Below are 20,668 nucleotides of genomic sequence, written 5' to 3'. Positions count from 1 at the left end.
TGTCCCTTCAGTGAGGCCGAGCGCCTCTTCCGCGGCGGATTGCGATCTCAGCGCAGCGGGACGATGTCCTCCACGCCCAGGCGAGCAGCGTCTGCGGACTCGTCGTCCGGCTGCTGCTGACTGAGCCTTTCGGCCTCCACCCGCGCCAGGTAATGCTTGATTTCGCTTTCCCGCTGCGCATCGCTCCAGCCAAGAATTTCTCCCATAAGCTTAGCGACTACCGGTACGGCCGACACACCGCGGTCCCACGATTCGATGGAAATGCGGGTTCGACGGGTCAGGACGTCGTGCACATGACGGGCGCCTTCGTGGGTTGCCGCGTAGACGGCCTCGGCCTGCAGGTAGTCGTCTGCCCCGGGCAGGGGCTCTGCAAGCTCAGGGTTCTCGCGGATAAGGGCCAGCACTTCGGACGTCATGGACCCGTAGCGGTTGAGCAGGTGCTCCACGCGGGCCACGTGCACGCCGCTCTCCTCCGCCGTCCGGTTGCGGCGGTTCCAGGCTGCTTTGAATCCGCTGGCGCCCAGGAGCGGGATTGTTTCCGTGCAGCTCGGGGGCACGCGTTCGTCCATGCTCCGGGTGGCTTCGTCCACGGCGTCCTTGGCCATGACCCGGTACGTGGTCCACTTGCCCCCGGCCACCACGACGAGCCCAGGCACCGGATGGGCCACCACGTGCTCGCGGGACAGCTTGGCGGTGGAGTCATTCTCCCCCGCCAGCAGCGGGCGGAGACCGGCGTACACGCCCTCGACGTCCTCCCGGGTAAGGGGCCTCTTGAGGACCTTGTTCACGTGTTCCAGCAGGTAGTCGATGTCCTTGCTGGATGCCGCCGGATGGGCCTTGTCCAGGTGCCAGTCAGTGTCAGTGGTTCCAATGATCCAGTGCCGGCCCCAGGGAATGACGAACAGTACGGACTTCTCGGTCCGCAAAATGAGGCCGACGGTTGATTGGAACCGGTCCCTGGGCACCACGAGGTGGATGCCTTTGGAGGCGCGGACCTTGAGCTGGCCGCGGTCCGTGACCATGGCCTGTGTCTCGTCCGTCCAGACCCCGGTGGCATTGATGACCTGCTTGGCCCTGATTTTGAAGGCGGACCCGTCCTCGTGGTTGACCACCTTGGCACCCACCACGCGTTCCCCCTCCCGGAGGAAATCCACCACCGCCATCTGGTTGACGGCGTGGGCCCCGTAGTGGGCGGCGGTACGGACGAGGTTGGCCACGTACTTGGCATCGTCCACCTGCCCGTCGTAGTACCGGATGGATCCAACGAAGGCATCGTCCTTCAGGCTGGGCGCCGCCCGCAGGGTGCCGCGCCGCGTCAGGTGCTTATGGAACGGAACCCCGCGCTTGTGGCCGCCGGAGATGGACATGAGGTCGTACAGCGCGATGCCCGCCCCGATGTAGGGCCGCTCAAAAAACGGCTTGTGCAGCGGATAGAGAAACGGGACCGGCCGCGCGAGGTGCGGCGCCAGCTCCGAGAGAAGCAGGCCGCGTTCCTGCAGCGCCTCCTTGACCAGCCCGAAGTCCAGCATCTCCAGGTAGCGGAGTCCGCCGTGGATGAGCTTGGAGGAACGGGAAGAGGTGCCGGCCGCCCAGTCGCTTGCTTCCACTATGCCGACACTCAGTCCCCTGGTGATGGCGTCGAGCGCAGCACCACAGCCCACGATTCCGCCGCCGACGATGAGGATGTCAAGCTCCTTGCCCGGCTCCGTGGTGGCCTTGAGCGCGGCGAGGGAGGCTTCCCTCGCCTCCGGTCCCAGGGCGCCCTTGGGCACGGCCGAACCACCAGCAAAACTGATCATGATACGCCTCCATCCTCATCGAACGTCGTAGTTCAAAGAGTACTTCTTACCTCTGCCGATGGGCAGGGCACGGGAGGAAGGCGGAAGCGTCAGTTGCCGGCGTACGGCGACACCACGACGTCGACCCGCTGGAACTCCTTAAGGTCCGAATAGCCGGTGGTGGCCATGGAGCGGCGCAGTGCGCCAATCAGGTTGGAGGTGCCGTTGGTGTGGTGGCCCGGCCCGAAGAGGACCTCCTTGAGCGGTCCCACCGTGCCGACGTTGACCCTGTCGCCGCGGGGGGACTCCAGGTGGTGGGCCTCCTGGCCCCAGTGCCAGCCCTTGCCCGGTGCCTCTTCCGCCCGGGCCAGCGCACTGCCAAGCATGACGGCGTCAGCGCCCATGGCGATCGCCTTGACGATGTCGCCCGAGGCGCCCATGCCGCCGTCGGCAATGACATGGGCGTACCGTCCGCCGGACTCGTCCATGTAGTCCCGGCGGGCGGCGGCGACGTCGGAAATGGCCGACGCCATGGGCGAATGGATGCCCAGCGCGCGGCGCGTGGTGGTGGTGGCCCCGCCGCCAAACCCGACCAGGACGCCGGCAGCGCCTGTCCGCATCAGGTGCAGTGCGGGGGTGTAGCCGGCAGCGCCGCCCACGATCACCGGCACGTCGAGTTCATAGATGAACTGCTTGAGGTTCAGCGGCTCGTGGTCTTTTGAGACATGCTCGGCGGACACGGTAGTTCCGCGGATGATAAAGATGTCGACGCCGGCAGCCACCACGGTTTTGTAGTGTTCCTGCGTGCGCTGGGGCGTCAGGGAGCCGGCCACTGTGACGCCGGCAGCCCGGATTTCGGCCAGCCGGGAGGTGATCAGCTCGGGCTGAATGGGTGCCTGGTAGAGCTCCTGCATCCTGCGGGTGACGGCGGGGCTGTTGGTTTCGTCTTCGAGGGCAGCGATCTGGTCCAGGACCGACTGGGGGTCCTCATAACGGGTCCAGAGGCCTTCCAGGTCAAGGACGCCGAGACCGCCGAGCCGCCCCAGCGAGATTGCCGTCGCCGGCGACATGGCGGAGTCCATCGGCGCCGCGATGACCGGCATGTCGAACTGGTAGGCATCGATCTGCCACGAGACGGAAACGTCCTTGGGGTCACGCGTGCGACGGTTGGGGACGATCGCGATGTCATCCAGGGAGTAGGCACGACGCCCACGCTTGCCACGGCCAATCTCAATCTCGTAAGTCACGTGACCACTTTACTTGACCCTGCAGGTAGTGACGGATGACGCCCGTCGAGGGCGAATCCAAGACAAAGAATAACCGACAATTCACACGCTTTTGACACATACTGTCAACCATTTACATGATGTGAAAATAGCTTTAGGTTTGCGCTCGGTTACCCGCTGGTAAGCGGAAAAGCCGCCTGTCACCCCACCCGACTTCGGGCTACCTCTGTGCCCGAAGCCGTCAGACTCCTTCATCTACGCTCAGCTGGGACTCGAACATCCTGAAGTAGCGGCCGCGCAGGGCCACGAGCTCCTTGTGGGTTCCCTGTTCCACGATCCGGCCGTCCTCCAGCATGTAGACGACGTCCGCCTTCTCGATGGTGGCCAGCCGGTGGCTGATGGCGATGATGGTGCTGCTGCGGTCGGCGAAGAGCCGGGTGAAGATGCGGTGTTCGGCAAGGGCGTCGATGGCCGACGTGGGCTCGTCCATCACCATGAAGGATGCGTTCCGGTAGAAGTTCCGGGCCATGGCCAGCCGCTGCCACTGGCCGCCGGAGAGGCCGCTGCCCTTCCGTCCCCGCGGATCCTCCATCCAGTTGCTGACGTGGTTGTCCAGGCCGTTGGGAAGCCGGTTGATGAAGTCCAGCGCTTCGGCGTCCCCCGCAGCCCGGCTGATCCTGCGGTCGTCGCGGGCCGAATCGACGTCTCCGAAGAAGATGTTTTCCGCCGCCGTGGCGAACTCGTATTTCAGGAATTCCTGGCTGAGCACTGCCAGGTGGCGGTGCCAGGAGGTGACGTCGACCGCGGCGAGGTCGACGCCGTCGAGCAGTACCTGCCCCGAATCGGGGCGGTAGAGTCCGGCGAGGATGCGGATCAGGGTGGACTTGCCCGCGCCGTTCTCCCCCACGATGGCCACGTGCTGCCCCTCCCGGATGGTCATCGAGATGCCCTTGATAACTTCGAGGTCGCTTCCGGTGTAGGTGAACCGGAGATCGCGCAGTTCAACCATTTTCGGTGCGGACAGCACCGGCGGCGAATGGTCGGAGTGCACCGGCAGCGCCATGAACAGTTCGTAGTCCTTGAGGTTGGCGAGGTCCTCGTCGATGGAGCTCAGGGAGGACACGAGGTTGTTGGCGGTCGACAGCGCACGGCTGACGATCTGCTGCACATACAGGAACTGGCCCACGGGCTGGGCGCGCGCGATGATCTGGCCCACCACCCAGATCAGGGACACAACTTCCGCACCGTACTGCAGGGCGTCCGCTGCGAGCTGCTTGGGGATGTAGCGCTTCTGGAAGTCGAGCCTGCGGCGCTCGTCCGCGTCGCGCAGACGCGAGCGGAGGCCCATGAGGTAGCCCACGATCCCGTACAGGCGCATTTCGGCGATGTGCTGCGGGCGCAGGAGGTTGGTCTCGATCATCCGGCGCTGCCGGCGGGAGTCCACCTGGGTATTCCAGTGCGCAATCTGTTCACGGGAGAGTTTAAACTGCAGGTACACGCTGGGCACGATGGCGACCAGGACGATCACGGCGATCCACCAGCTGACCAGCAGGAGGGCACCAATGGCCAGGAGCACGGAGACCAGCTGCGTGAAGATTGCGGCAATCCGGTCCAGCACCCTGGCATAGGAATCGGAGAACCTCTTGGCCCGGTCGTAGAGGTCCACCGTTTCTTTGTCGTCGTACCGCCAGAATTCCAGGGCGAGGAACCGCTCGTACATGAGGTCACCCACGATGGCGCCCACCTTGAAGCTCATGAGCTGCTGGATGTAGCGGTCCACGCTGCTGAAGCCGCCCCAGAAGAGTCCCAGTGCGGCGGTGACAATGACGTAGACGATCGCCTGCTGGCCCGCCGCGGTATCCCCGGAGTAGGCCGCCGCCAATGCCGTGGTGGTCAATGCCGCGAAGTAGGTGGTTACGAGGGGCAGCAGCGCCGAGATCAGCGAGCCCGCGACCTTCATGACCACGGCCGCCGGCGAGGCCCGGAAACTGACCCGCAGCACCTGCGCCACGGCGCGGGCATAGGGCCTTAGCGCGAGCTTGCGCCGGGGCTGGCGGGCGGGGAGGAGCTCGGACATAGCTTCAGCCTAGTCCGGCAGAGCTCCGCCGGTTGAGCTGGGGGCCCAACCGGCGGCGGTAGGTCAGCGGGAACCGTAGTTGGGCGCCTCGACCGTCATCTGGATGTCGTGCGGGTGGGATTCCTTCAGGCCGGCCGGGGTGATCCGCACGAACTTGCCGCGGGACTTCAGCTCGGGAATGGTCGGGGAGCCCACGTAGAACATGGTCTGGCGGAGGCCGCCCACAAGCTGGTAGGCCACGGAAGCCAGCGGGCCGCGGTAGGCCACGCGGCCTTCGATGCCCTCCGGGATGAGCTTGTCGTCACCGGAAACATCGGCCTGGAAGTAGCGGTCCTTGGAATAGGACGTGTTCTTGCCGCGCGACTGCATTGCGCCCAGGGAGCCCATGCCGCGGTAGCTCTTGAACTGCTTGCCGTTGACGAAGATCAGCTCGCCCGGGGACTCGTCGCAGCCGGCCAGCAGCGAGCCGAGCATCACCGTGTCGGCGCCGGCGACCAGCGCCTTGCCGATGTCGCCCGAGTACTGGAGGCCGCCGTCGGCGATCAGCGGAACGCCGGCCGGGATGGCTGCCTTGGCGGACTCGTAGATGGCGGTGATCTGGGGAACGCCCACGCCGGCCACCACGCGGGTGGTGCAGATGGAGCCCGGGCCCACGCCCACCTTGATGCCGTCTGCGCCGGCGTCGATGAGGGCCTGCGCGCCTTCACGGGTGGCCGCCTGGCCGCCAATGATGTCCACGTGCGCGGCCACGGGGTCCGACTTCAGGCGGCGGATCATGTCCAGCACGCCTTGGGAGTGCCCGTTGGCGGTGTCCACGAAGAGGGCGTCCACGCCCGCGTCCACGAGCTTCATGGCGCGTTCCCAGCCGTCACCGAAGAAGCCGATGGCGGCGCCGACGCGAAGCCGGCCTTCGTCGTCCTTCGTGGCGAGCGGGTACTGCTCGGCCTTGGTGAAGTCCTTGGTGGTGATGAGCCCCCTGAGCCGGCCCTGCTCGTCCACGAGCGGCAGCTTCTCGATCTTGTTGGTGGCCAGCTTGTGCGAGGCCTCGTCGCGGCTGATTCCGACGTGGCCGGTGACCAGCGGCATCTTGGTCATGACGTCGCTGACCAGGCGGATCGGGAAGTCCGATTCCGGCACGAAGCGGGTGTCGCGGTTGGTGACAATGCCGAGGAGGCGGTTGCCGTCGTCGACCACCGGAAGCCCGGAAACCCGGTACTGCGCACACAGCTCGTCGAGTTCCTCCAGCGTGGCCTCGGGGCGGATGGTCAGCGGGTTGGTGATCATCCCGGACTCGCTGCGCTTCACGCGGTCCACCTGGTCGGCCTGGTCATCGATGGAGAGGTTGCGGTGCACCACGCCGAGGCCGCCCTGGCGTGCCATGGCGATGGCCATCCGGGATTCCGTGACGGTGTCCATCGCGGCGGACAGCAGCGGGGTCTGGACCGTGATCCGCTTGGAGATCCGGGAGGAGGTGTCGGCGTCGGACGGGATGACGTCCGTGTGGCCGGGAAGCAGCAGGACGTCGTCATACGTCAGGCCAATGAAGCCGAAGGGGTTGTGTTCGGGCTGGGTCATGAGTGCGCCTCTTACCTTGGTTATGGGTTCACGGGTAGGGGTTGCAGCTAATGACCAGCCCGTCATTACGGGACTGGCCTGTGCAGAAGTGTTGAATAAATTCTAGAACCTCGGCGGCGATCCCCATATTCCGGGACGGCATTGTGAGCAATGGCACTCGGCGGCGGCGGCCGCCGGTGCCACAGTGCCGCTATCTCCAGCCGGTGGTGGCGAGCAGCCGCTTTTCAAACATGGGAATCATTGACTGCACGTACGTTTTAGTGAGGTGGTTGTCGTCCTTGTAGACGTACACGTTGCCGACGACGGCCGGGCAGATGCCGTCGGCGCAGATGAAGTCGCTCATGTCCATCAGGTGCAGGCCCTTCACCTTGCCGCGGTAGGCGTCCAGCGGCGATGACGCGGCGAGCGACTCGCCCAGCGGGGCGTTGCACTCTGGCGCCTCGGCACCGTACTTCTGCACGCATTCGGGCATGTTGACGGCGAAACGGGGGTTGTCGCGGATGCCCACCACGTCCATGCCGGCGTCCGTGAAAGGCTTGATGCCGGCCAGGTATCCCGGCACTTCGGTTTCGAAGGGCGCTTCCTTGTGGGTCAGGGAGGCCACGGTGAACACGGCATCCGGCTTGTGTTCCATCACGTAGGCAGCGCTGGCCTTGTTGAAGGCGTTGCACTCGGCGTCACGGTCGGGCGTTTCGGCTCCGAAGCGGCAGTTGCCTTTCAGGAGGGTAACGACCTCCCAGCCGTGCTCCTTGGCGATGGGTCCCAGCGCGGCCATGTACTGCTGGGCGTGCGAATCACCCAGCACGACGATCCGTTTCTTCACCACGTCCGGCCTGCTGTTCTGCAGGCATCCCGCCAGCAGCGGATCGCTGGGAACATTCTGGTCCGTGCACAGGCCGTCGATGTCCGCCCATTCGTTCTTCATGGCCGCGGGCGCCGGAATGACGGTGGCTTCCGGCGTGGGCTTGCCGGCGTTTTCCGGTGCCAGCGCCGCAGCGCCGGGGGTCAGTTCGCGGGGCTGGGCGGCGGCGGCCGCCTCGTCCGCCGTCAGCCTCGTCTGCCAGAGGGCCACCGGTCCGGCCAGCAGGGCACCGCAGGCAACGATGACGACGGCGGTGCGCCAGGCCCGCAGTTGCGGCCAGTGCCATTCCCGCAGCGGCTTTTCCACGAAACGGGTAGTCAGCACAGCCAGCACAACGGAGGCGCCGACGACGGCGAGGCCCTGGACGAGGTTGGGCTTTTCGATGCCGGTGCCGGCCAGGGCAAGTACCAGGACGGGCCAGTGCCAGAGGTACAGGGCGTAGGAGTTGTCCCCGAGGGCAACGAGGGGCTTTGAGCTCAGGACCCGGTCCACGCCAAACCGGCTGCCGCTCTGGCCGGCCACGATGATGGCAGCGGCGGACAGGGTGGGCCACAGCGCGATGAAGCCCGGAAAGGACCTGTCCACCGTCAGGATCAGGCCGCAGGAGATCATCCCCACGAGACCGCCCCAGCCAAGCACGACGCGGAGGATCTTTCCGGGTTTCAGGTAGGGCAGGGACAGAGCCAGCAGGGAGCCCAGCGCGAACTCCCAGAGCCTGGTCCTCGTGTCGAAGTAGGCGTAGGCCTGGTTTGTGGCTGTCTGGTCGATCGAGAAGATGAGGGAGGCAATGAAGATGCCGGTGAAAGCCACCAGCACGACGAGCCGGTAGCTGACGTTCCGCCGGCTCTTGAGGAGCCGCCACACGAGGGCGGAGGCGGCGAAGATGAGCGGCCACAGGATGAACACCTGGCCCTGGATGGACAGGGACCAGAAGTGCTGCAGCGGGCTGGCGCCTGCGTGGTTCTGGGCGTAGTAGTCCACCGCGGTATCCGCCAGCAGCCAGTTCTGCCGGTACAGCAGGGACGCCCAAGCTTCATTGAGGACGTCGGGCCAGCGGCTCTGCGGGATGACCAGCCAAGTGCCCGCAAGGACGCCGAGGATCACCACGACGGCGGCGGGAATCAAACGCTTAAAGAGGTGCAGCCAGTGGCTCACCAGCCGCAGCGGTTTGCCGCTTTCCACTTTTCGCACGAAGGACAGCGTGAGCAGGAAGGCGGAGATCAGCAGGAAGATGTCCACGCCGCCGGAGACACGTCCAAGCCAGACATGGTAGGTGACCACCATGAGCACGGCGAGGGCTCGGAGCCCCTGGACCTCGGGGCGGTAGCCCGGTTTTGCCTTGACCTGGGCAGCCCTCGGCAGCTGGCCCGAATCCTGGCCCTGCTGGTCCGTCGTTCTCGCTACTGACACAAACAACCCCTCAAAGCCGCGGCACAAAAACATCCATGTTACCGTTTCGTGATCTTCTGGGCCAAACGACGGCCCCGGCGTGGCTAGTCTTGCAGCAGGCGAAAGGAGTGCGCGGTGATCGTACAGATGCGTGTTTGCGTGCCGGCCGGGCTGTCGAAGCTCGTGGCCGACAGTTGCAGGCAGCAGCCCGGTGCGGCCGAAGTTGCCCTGCACCGCGGCGCCTCCTTGCTCCCGCCCGGGGATGTCATCGTGGTCCACATTGCAAGGGAGGCGGTCGAGGAGCTGATGGAGAAACTCCAGGCCCTGAATGTCCAGGAAGCAGGGTCCATCGCTGTTTCAACCCCGGAACTGGTCCTTTCGGACCGGGCAGACAAGGCCGAGGAAACCGCCCCCGGCGAAGGCGCCGATTCCGTGGTCTGGGACGAAGTCGCCAGACAGACCGGCGAAGACTCCCGGCTCAGCTGGAGCTATCTTGCGTTTCTGGTGCTCGCCACGCTGCTCGCGGCGATTGGTATTGTGACGGACTCCACCATCGCGATTGTGGGCGCTATGGCCGTGGGGCCGGAGTTCGGCCCGCTTGCCGCCCTGGCCGTTGCACTGGTCCGGCGCAAGTGGCGGCTGGGCCGGCGGGCTGCCCTTGCCCTGGCCGTCGGGTTCCCGGCGGCCATGCTCACCACGGCTCTGGTCACGTGGCTGGCCCTGCCTCTCGGGCTGTTTTCCCGGGATGCTCTGGACAACGCTTCGGCCGCCGAGTTCATCTATCATCCGGGGCCGTTCTCCCTGATCGTGGCAGTACTTGCGGGCGCGGCCGGAATGCTGTCGGTGATCAGCCGGCGTTCAGCCGCCTTAATCGGCGTCTTCATTTCAGTCACAACGGTTCCGGCCGCAGGGTATGTTGCCGTCGCCCTCGTCCTCGGTGAATTCCCCAAGGCGGCGGGCTCTGCCCTGCAGCTCCTGGTAAACCCGGGCGGCATCGTGGCAGCCGCCGTCGCCGTCCTGTATTTCTACCGCCTGGCCACGAAGCGGCTGCCCGACGGCACGGCGGCACGGCTGCGGCGCCAGGCCCTGCGGTCACAACGCTAGGCACGATCCGATCGTCAGCCTGCGTCGAGGGCAGCGTTCACGAGCTTGGCCAGTTCGGGTGCGGACGCGGCAGTGACCGCTCCGACGGGACCGGTTTTCGCCACCGTGGCAGCCAGGGTTCCCTTGATTCCGGTGACGGTGACCAAGGCCTGTTTCTGTCCGTTGGGAAGGGTCTGGATGGTCAGAGCGCTGGTGGACTTATCGACCTTCACAGCCGCCTCAAGCGGCTTCATGTCACTGGTGATTTTCTGCCCCTTCAATTCGATCGTGAACTTGGAGCACTCTTGGAGCGCCACCGCGCTCTTCTCAAACTGCGTCGTCATCACCGCAGGGTCCTTGACAGCGAAAACGGTCACGACCGTTGCCGTTTTGGCCTTCGCTGCCAGGCTTGCGCCTGCCGCGTAGGTGCTGCCGTCGGGTACCTGGCTGTTGTTGTCGGCCAGCACGCCGCAAACCTTTGGGGTGATGACCGCGGTTTTGAGCAGTTCCCGGGCTGCTATCAGCCGCTGATCGATTTGCGCTGCCGGGACAACAGTCAGGGGCTGCCCCTGAGCATCCTTGAGCCCGGCGACGATTGAGGTGAGTTCGTCGTTGGTGTAGGCCTTGGCCGCCGGAGTCAGGGCCGGGCCTGACGAGGACGTGTTCGCGGGCGGTGCGGAGGTGCCTGCCTGGTTGGAGCCGCCGCAGCCACTCAGGCTTATCGCGGCTGCCATGACGAGCGCGGATGTGGTGATCGATTCCTCAATTCGCCCCGGCCGGCGCGATTGATCAGAGCCTACAACTCCGGGCAAGACTGCACTAGGGCTGGGTTCTCCTGAACCGTGACTGTGAAGCTTCCGTCCGAGCGCGTCCCCAGGTCGGCGAAAGGGGGTTGTCGATGGTGCAATGTTCGCCATCGACAAGGGCCGGCCCAGCTGCTGCTGGACCGGCCCTTTCTTGGCACTACCGCGGTGAGCGGGACCGCTGTTCGCGGGGCTGCAGCCTAGTGGCTGTGGCCTGCGTGCTGGTCTTCGTCGGCCGGCTTCTCCACCACGAGGGTCTCGGTGGTGAGAACCAGCGCGGCAATGGAAGCCGCGTTGCGCAGGGCTGCACGGGTGACCTTGACGGGGTCGATGACGCCCGCCGCGATCAGGTCCTCGTACTCGCCGGACTTGGCGTTGAAGCCGTTGTTGTTCTCCAGCTCGGCAACCTTGGCCGTGACGACGTATCCGTCGAAACCGGCGTTCTGGGCAATCCAGCGCAGCGGCTGGACCAGTGCGCGGCGGACGATGCCCACAGCTGCAGCTGCGTCGCCCTGGAGGGCCGTAACAGACGGGTCCTCATCGAGTGCCTTCAGTGCGTGGATGAGAGCCGAACCGCCGCCCGCCACGATGCCTTCTTCGAGGGCAGCGCGGGTGGAGGACACTGCGTCCTCGATGCGGTGCTTCTTCTCCTTCAGCTCGACCTCGGTGGCTGCGCCGACCTTGATCACGCCGATGCCGCCGGAAAGCTTGGCCAGGCGTTCCTGGAGCTTTTCCCGGTCCCAGTCGGAGTCGGTGCGGGTCAGCTCGGCGCGCAGCTGGGCAACGCGTGCTGCAACATCCTCGGCGGAGCCGGCACCGTCAACGATGGTGGTGTTGTCCTTGGTGACCGTGATGCGCCGGGCGGTACCCAGCACCTCGAGGCCGACGGAATCCAGGCTCAGGCCCAGTTCCTGGGAGACAACCTGCGCACCGGTGAGCGTGGCGATGTCCTGCAGCATGGCCTTGCGGCGGTCACCGAAGCCCGGTGCCTTGACGGCAACGACGTTCAGGGTGCCGCGGATGCGGTTGACGATCAGCGTGGAGAGGGCCTCGCCGTCGATGTCCTCAGCAATGATGAACAGCGGCTTGGAGCTCTCCAGCGCCTTTTCCAGCAGCGGCAGGAATTCCTGGACGGCGGAGATCTTGCCCTGGTTGATGAGGATGAGGGCGTCCTCGAGGACGGCTTCCTGGCGTTCAGCGTCGGTGACGAAGTACGGGGACAGGTAGCCCTTGTCGAACTGCATGCCCTCGGTGAGGACCAGCTCGGTCTGCGTGGTGGAGGACTCCTCGATGGTGATCACACCATCCTTGCCGACCTTGCCGAATGCCTCGGCCAGGAGCTCGCCGATCTCGTCGCTCTGGGCGGAGATGGCTGCCACGCTGGCAACCTGGGTGCCTTCAACAGGACGGGCGTTCTCGAGGAGGCGTGCGGCAACGGCTTCAACCGCGACCTCGATGCCGCGCTTGATCTGGCCCGGCGCGGCGCCGGCAGCAACGTTGCGCAGGCCTTCCTTGACCAGGGCCTGTGCCAGCACGGTGGCGGTGGTGGTTCCGTCGCCGGCGACGTCGTTGGTCTTGGTGGCTACTTCCTTGGCCAGCTGCGCGCCAAGGTTTTCGTACGGGTCATCCAGCTCGATTTCCCGGGCGATGGTCACGCCGTCATTGGTGATCGTGGGGGCGCCCCACTTCTTGTCCAGCACGACGTTGCGGCCGCGGGGACCAAGTGTCACCTTGACCGTGTTGGCGAGCTTGTCGATGCCGGCTTCAAGCGACCGGCGGGCAGCGTCGTTAAACGCAAGCTGCTTTGCCATGGTTTTGTCCTTTCAAGACAGAAACCCCGTGCTGCCGATCGGTCAGACCAGATCAGCGGCACGGGGATTCAAAGAGTTACTTTACGACGATCGCCAGAACGTCGCGGGCAGACAGCACGAGGTACTCTTCGCCGCCGGTCTTGACTTCAGTTCCGCCGTACTTGGAGTAGATAACGACGTCGCCGATGGCTACGTCGACCGGAACGCGGTTGCCGTTGTCGTCAAAGCGGCCGGGGCCTACTGCAACAACTTCGCCTTCCTGCGGCTTTTCCTGTGCGGAGTCCGGGATGACCAGGCCGGAAGCCGTGGTCTGCTCGGCTTCGAGCGGGCGGACAACAATACGATCCTCAAGAGGCTTAATAGAGACCGACACTCGGACCTCTCCTTTTCGTCAGCAAATTCATGGACAGTAAAACTGTTGCGCCTTGGCGGCAGACCGTCGTCGCGGTGCCGGCAGCAGCCAGGCTGGCAGTTCTTCATGTGTTAGCACCCTCCTAGGGAGAGTGCTAATGACGACTCTATGTAAGTGGTTAGCACTCGGTCAAGGTGAGTGCCAGAATTTCGTCCGCGGTGAACAGCCGGTGCGCTGCCGTCAGCGGTCGGTGAGGGCGTCGAACCCCACGTCTTCGCCGCCGTCGTCGTCGCCGTCCGGCGCGTTCTTGCGCTGGCGGACGAGAATGACGGCGGAGGCGGCGGCCGTGAGCGCCGAGACGATGAGGATGACAACGCCGCCGATGCGGACCCCCGAGTACAGCTCCCGGATCTGGCGCGCCTCGTCGGTCGCGTCGTTGATGTCCTTGCCGCCCACCGAATAGACGGTGGCGTTGAAGGAGTCCAGCAGGAAGATGATCACCAGGAGCACGAGGCAGACGACGGCGACGGCGGCGCCGGCGATCAGCGCGGTGCGCGCGTACCGGGCCAGATGCGAAAACCGGGCCAGGCCGGTGCGGCTGCGGTCAGGCTGATCGGGGCTGGGCGTTGCGCTTGGTTCCATTCAGACCACCCTATCGGCAAGCGGCCGGCGGGCACTCCACTAGGCTTGATTGCATGTCTGACGCACCGCAGGACCAGATCGCACAGCTCCTCACCGAAGAAGGATGGCAGCTGCTGGCCTCGCTGGGTCCGTACCGCGAGGACCAGTCCTTTGCGCTCAACTCAAGCCTCCGCAAGGCGGGGCACTCCCCCGACCTCGTGTCCGCAGTACTCACCCAGTCCCGGCTGCGGACCAGGGCGGAAGGAAAGTTTGGCGAGTTCGCCCGCCAGATGCTGTTCACGCAGGCGGGCCTCGAGCAGGCCACCCGGCTCAACGTGGCGGCCAGGCATGCCCAGCGCTTCGCCCAGGCGGGCGTGCGGCACGTTGCCGATCTCGGCTGCGGCCTGGGCGCGGATTCCATGGCGCTGGCGTCGCTGGACATCGCCGTGACTGCCGTGGAGGTCGATGAGACCACCGCCGCGTGCGCCACCATCAACCTCATCCCGTTTCCGCACGCCACGGTGGTGCATTCGGACGCGACGTCGGTTTCCCTCGGTGACGCGGACGGCGTCTGGCTGGATCCGGCGCGGCGCACTACATCCACATCCGGGACTAAGAGGATCTGGGACCCTGAGGCCTTTTCGCCTCCGCTGTCCTTCGTCGAGTCGCTCGCCGCATCAGGGCTCGCAGTGGGTGTCAAGATGGGCCCCGGCATGCCGCACGACTCCGTGCCGGCCGGCTGCGAGGCGCAGTGGGTCTCGGTGGGCGGCGACGTCACCGAGGTCTCGCTCTGGTTCAATGCGGTGGCCCGGGCCGGGGTGCGGCGGGCGGCGCTGCTGCTCGGACCGCAGGGGGCGGCGGAACTCACCAGCGCGGAGGATTTCGGCGGCGGCCCGGCGGCTCCTGTGGGGCCCGTGGAGGGCTATCTCTACGAACCTGACGGCGCCGTGATCCGCGCCGGCCTCGTGGCGGACCTGGCCCTGCAGCTGGGCGGACACCTCGTGGATGAACATATTGCCTACATTTGTGCCCCGGCTCTGGTGGACACCCCCTTCGCCCGCGCCTACAAAGTCCTGGAGGTCATGCCGTACAGCGTGAAGGGACTCAAAGCCTGGGTGAAGCAGAACGGCATCGGCGTGCTGGACATCAAGAAGCGCGGCACGTCCGTCACTCCGGAGGAGCTCCGGAAGCAGCTCCTCCCGGCGGGGAAGGGCAGCGGGAAAAAAGCAGGAAAAAAGACGGCCACCCTGGTCCTCACCAGGATCGGTGAGGACCGAGTGACCGTCTCCGTGGAGCCGGTCCAGCCGGGCTAAGCCCTTCCAGGGCCCTACCAAGCGTTCGCTACTGCGCGCGCACGAACGCTTCGGCGTCCCGCACCTGCTCGTCGGTGGGGCGGATGCCGGTATACAGCACGAACTGTTCCAGCGCCTGGATGGTGGCCACTTCCGCGCCGGTGATGACCTGTTTGCCGGCCGCCCGCGCCGCCTTGATAAGAGGCGTCTCTGCCGGCAGGGCCACGACATCGAACACCACCTTGGCGGCCTCGACGGCTTCGACGGGGAAGGACAGCGAGCCGGCCTCAGGGCCACCGGCCATGCCGACCGGCGTGACGTTGATGACCAGGTCCGCCGTGGCGCCGCCGAGCTCGGCGCTCCACTGGAATCCGTAGAGACCGGCGAGCGCCCGGCCGGCGGTCTCGTTCCGGGCGATGATGGTGACGTCCTTGAAGCCGGCGTCCCGCAGTGCCGCCGCGGTGGCCTTGGCCATTCCGCCGGCGCCCTTGAGCAGCACCGAGGATTCCGCGGGCACCGCGTTGCGTTCCAGCAGCTGCTCGATCGCGGTGTAGTCGGTGTTGTAGGCGGTGAGGCGGCCGCCGTCGTTGACGATGGTGTTCACCGAATCGATGGCCTTGGCTGACGGGTCCATGGCGTCGACGAGGGCGATCACGTCTTCCTTGTACGGCATGGAGACGGCGCAGCCCCGGATGCCGAGGCCGCGGACGCCCGCGATCGCCTGGGCCAGGTCGGTGGGCGCGAACGCTTTGTAGATCCAGTTCAGTCCGAGCTGGTCGTACAGGTAGTTATGGAAGCGGGTCCCGTTGTTGCTCGGCCGGGCCGAGAGCGAGATGCACAGGGTCATGTCTTTATTCAGAATCGGCACCCCTCCATTAAACGGGCATGCTGCCGGCTGCCACCCCCGGCAGGCCGGACGGCTCGCGGAATCTCTGGTTTGTGACGCTCGGCGGCACTTTCGAGACGGCGGCCTTTCGGGACGGCGGGCGTCAGGGACAGCCGGAACCCTGGCGGTAAGGTCCGACGGCGGCCGGCAGCTTGCCGGGGGCCGTCGCCTTGCCGGCCAGCACCGCCAGCAGGGCCCGGAAGGCGCCGGGCGTCCGGCCGTACAGTGCCACTTTGGTGGGTGCGGAAGACCCGGCCAGCGGCCACGGCGCGTCGAGTGCCACGGCGATGTCTCCGCCCGCAGGAACGCCGCCGTATCCGATCAGGGTGACCAGCGGTCCTGCACCCAGCGCGATGCCCGCGTCCCTGGCAGCAGCGGCAAAGAGCGCCCTGTCCGGAGCCGTCCCGCCCGTCACCCGCAGCCGGCCAGGAACCAGCGGACCCCGGCATTGCCCCGCGAGGACCGTGACGGCCCGGGCGGACACTCTTGCCGACACGCTCCCGGCGCTGCCCGGAAGAGCGTTGAGCTGCGCTGGCTTCGTCCGTCCGCGCCAGATCATCATGGTGACCACGCGGCGGACCGCTTCGTCCAGGCGTGCTGCCGACAGCTTGCCGGCAGCAACAGCAGTGACGATCGCCGCGTGGGCCGCATTGACGTCGGCGGGCATCAGCAGCAGGTCAGCGCCTGCGGCGAGTGCAGCCGGGGCTGCCGAGCCGCGCGGGTACCGCGCGCTCACGGCCCCCATGTTCAGGGCGTCCGTGACGGCCACTCCCTTGAACCCCATGGCCCGCAGCGCGGCATAACTGGCCGGCGAGAGCGACGACGGGACGCCCGGTTCGAGGGCCGGCACAGCAATGTGTCCGGCCATGATCATTGGGGACCCGGCGGCCACGGCCGCCTGGAAGGGCTTCCAGTCCCTGGCCTTCAGCTGCGCGACCGTGGCCTTCTGGACGGGCAGGTCCTTGTGTGAGTCCACCGTCACGGAACCGTGCCCCGGAAAATGCTTGACTGCGGACAGCACGCCGGCTGCCAGCATGCCGCGCGAGAACCCGACGCTCAGGTTTCCTGCGGCACGGGGATCGGCGGACATGGAGCGGGCGCCGATGGTGGGGTCAGCCGGGCCGATGGTGACATCGGCGTCCGGCGCGAAGTCAACGGTGAAGCCGAGCGTTGCGAGTTCCGCCGCTAGCCCCTTGCCGGCTTCTGTTGCCAGCGGCACGCTGCCGGCTGCGCCGTAGCTCATGGGCGACGGCCAGCCGGTGAGCGGGGCACCCAGCCGGGCCACCAGTCCCCCTTCCTGGTCCACGCCGATCAGTCCGGGCCACGTCCGGCCGCCGGATCGGGAAGCGGCGCCCAGCCGCCCGGTGGCGGCCGTCATGCTCCTGACGTCGACGAGTCCGTCGCCCGCCCGGGGCACGTTGTCGCCCATGATCATGGAGCCTGCCAGGTGAAGCCTTTCAACCGTGGCGGCCTGTGCCTCGTGGTTGAGGCCGGCATAGAACGGCAGGAGCACCTGCCCGGCCTTCTCGCTCAGCGTCATGCTGGCCACCGCCGCGGCCGCCGCCGCCTCGTCGCGCTGCTGCGGTCCCCAGCCCAGCGGCGCCGTTCCCTTGCCGGGCGCCCTCGGCGGGGTTGCCGCGGGCGGCGGCGCCGCCGTCGTCGGCTGTTGTCCTGAACCGGACGATGCGGGCGAACCGGAACCGAGTGGACTCGGCACCGGTGCCGCGTCGGACGACGACGGCGGCGTCGGCTGCGGCGTGCAGGCCACCGCCCCGAGCAGCAACGCGAGGGCGGCCGCGGTCAGGACGGGTTTGTTTTTGGCGGGGTTGGCGGAAGCAGTCATGTGAAGACTCTCACGCGCTCTCTGTAGCCAAGCCATCATCTTGATGCTACCCCTGCACTAGACTTGGAAGACCGTTCCCCTGCCAACCGTTCTGCCAGAAACGGCCAGTAAACGGGACAGCAGACAGCGAGAGGAACACATGAAGATTGATTTCGCTTCATCCAGGCAATCAACTCTTGGTGTGGAATGGGAGCTCGCACTCGTTGATGCGCAGACCGGCGAACTTGCCTCCGTGGCAAACGAGGTGCTGCGTGGAGTCTCTGCCAGGCACCCCGAGCTGAACGAAGACGACGAACACCCGCACATCAAGCAGGAACTGCTGCTGAACACGGTGGAGCTTGTCACCGGGATCTGCGAGACTGCCGCCGAAGCCAAGGAGGACCTGAGCCGGTCCCTTGCCGCCGTCCGCGAAGTCACGGATCCCATGGGCGTGGAGGTCTTCTCCGCCGGCAGCCACCCGTTCAGCCCGCCCCAGCTGCAGCCGGTCACGGACAAAGCCAGGTACGCCAAACTGATCGACCGCACCCAGTGGTGGGGCCGGCAAATGGTGATCTACGGCGTCCACGTCCATGTGGGGCTGGACCGGCGGGACAAGGTGCTCCCTGTGCTGGACGGGCTGGTCAACTACTTCCCGCATTTCCAGTCGCTGTCCGCCTCCAGCCCGTTCTGGGGCGGCGAGGACACCGGCTATGCGTCCCAGCGCGCCCTCATGTTCCAGCAGTTGCCGACCGCCGGACTGCCCTTCCAGTTCCCCAGCTGGGAAGAATACGAGTCCTACGTCCAGGACATGTTCACCACCGGCGTGATCGACACGCTCTCGGAGATCCGCTGGGACATCCGGCCCGTGCCCAACCTGGGCACCGTCGAGATGCGCATCTGCGACGGACTGGCCACGCTGGAGGAAGTGGGCGCCGTCGCCGCCCTGACGCAATGCCTGGTCCACGAGTTCTCCACCACCCTGGACAATGGCGGGACCATACCTACTATGCCGCCGTGGCATGTGCAGGAAAACAAATGGCGCGCCGCCCGGTACGGGATGGAAGCCATCATCATCCTGGACGCCCAGGGCAACGAGCAGCTCGTCACCGAGCACCTGCTCGACACCCTCAACCGCCTCGAACCCATCGCCGCGAAGCTGGGCTGCCCGGACGAACTGGCCGACGTCGAGAAGATCATCAGCCGCGGTGCCGGCTACCAGCGCCAGCGCCGGGTTGCGGCCGAAAGCGGCGGTAACCTGCAGGCTGTGGTGCTGGACCTGGTAAAGCAGATGCGGAACGGCCCCACCGCGTAGGACCACTTGGAGCTTTTCGTGTCCGGCCTGGACGGGCCTAGGCGGCAGCCGTCCCGGCCAGTTCCACTGCCGGCGCGGACACGGTGGTCACCGGCATCGAGGAATCCGGGGCGAAGGCGATGCCGCTCGGCTCGCTGCCTGCCATGACCAACTGGGCTCCCAGGGCGGCCACCATCGCCCCGTTGTCCGTGCAAAGATCCAGCGGCGGAACATGCAGCCTGATGCCGGCGGCGGAGCAGCGCTGCTCAGTGAGCTGGCGCAGCCGCGAGTTGGCCGCCACGCCGCCGCCCAGCAGGACGTTGGTGATGCCGTGCTCCCGGCACGCGAGGACCGCCTTGGACGTGATGACGTCCACCACGGCTTCCTGGAAGGCCGTTGCTATGTCCGCCACGGGGACCGTCTCACCCTTGGCTTCGAACTGCTCCACGCAGCGGGCCACCGCGGTCTTCAGGCCGCTGAAGGACCAGTCGTAGCGGTGCCGGCCGGGCTCCTCGGCTGTACCCATGTATTTGGGTTGCGTGAGTCCCCGCGGGAAGCGGATGGCCTTGGCGTTTCCCTCGCGGGCGAGCCGGTCGATGGCGGGACCGCCGGGATAGCCCAGGCCCAGGATCCGCGCCACTTTGTCGTAGGCCTCGCCGGCGGCGTCGTCGATGGTGGAGCCGAGCAGTTCAACGTCGTCGGTGATACTGCGGATCCGCAGGATTTCCGTGTGGCCGCCGGACACCAGCAGGGCACCCAGGTTCTCGGGGAGCGACGGCGCGTTGCCTGGACCGCCCGCGGTTCCGGACTGTGAGTCCAAGAGACCAACGCCCACATGGGCCACGAGGTGGTTGATGGCGTACAGCGGCTTGCCCGTGGCCACCGCCAGGGCCTTCGCCGCACACACCCCAACCATCAGAGCGCCGGCCAGCCCGGGGCCGGCCGTGACGGCGATGGCGTCGATATCGGCCAGGGTGACTTTCGCCTCGGCGAGCGCCGCCTGGAGCGTGGGCACGAAGGCGTCCAGATGCGCGCGGGATGCGATCTCTGGAATGACCCCGCCGAACCTGACGTGCTCGTCCATCGACGAGGACACGGTGTTGGTCAGGAGGTCCGTTCCGCGGACAATTCCGACGCCGGTTTCGTCGCAGGAGGACTCGATGCCGAGCACGAGCGGCTGGGAACGGTTCATTGCTGGTCTGCCTCCGTGGGGGTGGTTTCGCCGGGCTGGCCGGCTGTGTGCTGATCGGCGCTGTTTATTTCGGCGTCCTGGTAGCGGACGTCCGGGTAGCGGAGGTTTTTGTAGCGGACGTCCTCGTGCGGGATGTCCTCGTGGACCGTGAGGACATCCGCGAGCTCCAGCCTCATGATGAGGGCGTCGACGCCGTCGCGGTAGTATTTCCGCCGGACATGGATCTGCTCAAATCCGAACCGCACGTAGAGCTGCTGCGCACGGGGGTTGTCGGCCCGCACCTCAAGCAGGACGTCCGCCGCACCCCGGCGACGGCCCTCACGGATCAGCTCCGTGAGCAGGGCCGATCCGATGCCCCTGCCTTCATACTCCGGTACGACGGCGATGGTCTGGACGTCGGCGATCGGCTCGATGCACATCAGGCCCGCGTAACCGACGATGCCGTCCGGCGCCTCCGCGATCAGGTAGCGTCGGGTCTCGGGCTGGGCCAGCTCGTCCACGAACATCTGCAGCGGCCAGGCATCCACCGGAAAGAGCCGCACCTCCAGCTCATGAACCGCCGGGATGTCGGCCGGAACCATGTCCCGGACCGTCACGCCCGGGCCCGG

The 20,668-nt window shown here is 66.5% G+C and carries 15 protein-coding genes and 1 pseudogene; 3 read left to right on the top strand and 13 right to left on the bottom strand.

Annotated elements, in window-relative coordinates; translation table 11 throughout:
* Positions 1 to 47: 47 nt before the first annotated feature.
* The 5 genes from AC1D14_RS00155 to AC1D14_RS00135 all read right to left on the bottom strand — a co-directional run bounded on the left by AC1D14_RS00155 (position 48) and on the right by AC1D14_RS00135 (position 8,880).
* Complete coding sequence (locus tag AC1D14_RS00155; protein ID WP_230118633.1) at positions 48 to 1,799, bottom strand: glycerol-3-phosphate dehydrogenase/oxidase; 1,752 nt, start codon at positions 1,797 to 1,799, stop codon at positions 48 to 50.
* Positions 1,800 to 1,888: 89 nt separating this feature from the next.
* Positions 1,889 to 3,025 (bottom strand): GuaB3 family IMP dehydrogenase-related protein, encoded by a 1,137-nt coding sequence (locus AC1D14_RS00150; RefSeq protein WP_230118632.1) that lies wholly within the window; start codon positions 3,023 to 3,025, stop codon positions 1,889 to 1,891.
* Positions 3,026 to 3,245: 220 nt separating this feature from the next.
* The gene (locus AC1D14_RS00145) at positions 3,246 to 5,081 is read right to left on the bottom strand and encodes an ABC transporter ATP-binding protein (protein ID WP_230118631.1); all 1,836 of its coding nucleotides are present in this window, start codon (positions 5,079 to 5,081) and stop codon (positions 3,246 to 3,248) included.
* A 63-nt stretch (positions 5,082 to 5,144) separates the two neighbouring features.
* Positions 5,145 to 6,656 (bottom strand): IMP dehydrogenase, encoded by a 1,512-nt coding sequence (guaB, locus tag AC1D14_RS00140; RefSeq protein WP_230118630.1) that lies wholly within the window; start codon positions 6,654 to 6,656, stop codon positions 5,145 to 5,147.
* 190 nt (positions 6,657 to 6,846) lie between these two features.
* Entirely contained in the window at positions 6,847 to 8,880 is a 2,034-nt protein-coding gene (locus tag AC1D14_RS00135) for an acyltransferase family protein (RefSeq protein ID WP_230118685.1), read from the bottom strand.
* 162 nt (positions 8,881 to 9,042) lie between these two features.
* Here AC1D14_RS00135 and AC1D14_RS00130 point away from each other — a divergent pair, with 162 nt between their 5' ends.
* On the top strand, positions 9,043 to 10,011 hold the full coding sequence (locus tag AC1D14_RS00130; protein ID WP_476967914.1) for a DUF389 domain-containing protein: 969 nt from the start codon (positions 9,043 to 9,045) through the stop codon (positions 10,009 to 10,011).
* A gap of 14 nt (positions 10,012 to 10,025) precedes the next feature.
* Here AC1D14_RS00130 and AC1D14_RS00125 read toward each other — a convergent pair whose 3' ends face one another.
* The 4 genes from AC1D14_RS00125 to AC1D14_RS00110 form a co-directional block, all read right to left on the bottom strand.
* Positions 10,026 to 10,724, bottom strand: a complete 699-nt coding sequence (locus tag AC1D14_RS00125; RefSeq protein ID WP_230118628.1) for a hypothetical protein — start codon at positions 10,722 to 10,724, stop codon at positions 10,026 to 10,028.
* A gap of 269 nt (positions 10,725 to 10,993) precedes the next feature.
* A complete protein-coding gene (gene groL / locus AC1D14_RS00120) occupies positions 10,994 to 12,604 on the bottom strand; it encodes a chaperonin GroEL (RefSeq protein ID WP_230118627.1) in 1,611 nt (536 codons plus the stop codon).
* A 76-nt stretch (positions 12,605 to 12,680) separates the two neighbouring features.
* Positions 12,681 to 12,977 (bottom strand): co-chaperone GroES, encoded by a 297-nt coding sequence (gene groES / locus AC1D14_RS00115; protein WP_230118626.1) that lies wholly within the window; start codon positions 12,975 to 12,977, stop codon positions 12,681 to 12,683.
* Positions 12,978 to 13,196: 219 nt separating this feature from the next.
* A complete protein-coding gene (locus AC1D14_RS00110) occupies positions 13,197 to 13,598 on the bottom strand; it encodes a hypothetical protein (protein ID WP_230118625.1) in 402 nt (133 codons plus the stop codon).
* Between the two features lie 53 nt (positions 13,599 to 13,651).
* On the opposite strand from AC1D14_RS00110, the gene AC1D14_RS00105 reads away from it, so the two are divergent.
* A complete protein-coding gene (locus tag AC1D14_RS00105) occupies positions 13,652 to 14,890 on the top strand; it encodes a THUMP-like domain-containing protein (RefSeq protein WP_230118624.1) in 1,239 nt (412 codons plus the stop codon).
* A gap of 28 nt (positions 14,891 to 14,918) precedes the next feature.
* Here the strand turns inward: AC1D14_RS00105 and AC1D14_RS00100 are convergent, their stop codons facing one another.
* Together AC1D14_RS00100 and AC1D14_RS00095 are read right to left on the bottom strand one after the other, a co-directional pair.
* On the bottom strand, positions 14,919 to 15,737 hold the full coding sequence (locus AC1D14_RS00100) for a shikimate 5-dehydrogenase (RefSeq protein ID WP_290369751.1): 819 nt from the start codon (positions 15,735 to 15,737) through the stop codon (positions 14,919 to 14,921).
* A gap of 121 nt (positions 15,738 to 15,858) precedes the next feature.
* Positions 15,859 to 17,598, bottom strand: coding sequence for a glycoside hydrolase family 3 protein (locus AC1D14_RS00095; protein WP_230118622.1), 1,740 nt, complete (start codon positions 17,596 to 17,598; stop codon positions 15,859 to 15,861).
* 139 nt (positions 17,599 to 17,737) lie between these two features.
* Between AC1D14_RS00095 and AC1D14_RS00090 the strand changes: the two genes are divergently transcribed.
* Positions 17,738 to 18,889 (top strand): glutamate--cysteine ligase, encoded by a 1,152-nt coding sequence (locus AC1D14_RS00090; protein WP_230118621.1) that lies wholly within the window; start codon positions 17,738 to 17,740, stop codon positions 18,887 to 18,889.
* Between the two features lie 37 nt (positions 18,890 to 18,926).
* Here AC1D14_RS00090 and tsaD read toward each other — a convergent pair whose 3' ends face one another.
* A complete protein-coding gene (tsaD, locus tag AC1D14_RS00085; RefSeq protein ID WP_230118620.1) occupies positions 18,927 to 20,060 on the bottom strand; it encodes a tRNA (adenosine(37)-N6)-threonylcarbamoyltransferase complex transferase subunit TsaD in 1,134 nt (377 codons plus the stop codon).
* Positions 20,061 to 20,221: 161 nt separating this feature from the next.
* Positions 20,222 to 20,641: pseudogene (gene rimI / locus AC1D14_RS00080) on the bottom strand (ribosomal protein S18-alanine N-acetyltransferase); the annotation flags it as partial.
* Positions 20,642 to 20,668: the final 27 nt, after the last annotated feature.

The sequence above is a fragment of the Arthrobacter sp. P1_B11 genome (genome assembly GCF_056406715.1).
The sequence above is the reverse complement of the archived record's forward strand: the minus strand, read 5'-3'. Positions and strand labels throughout refer to the sequence as shown.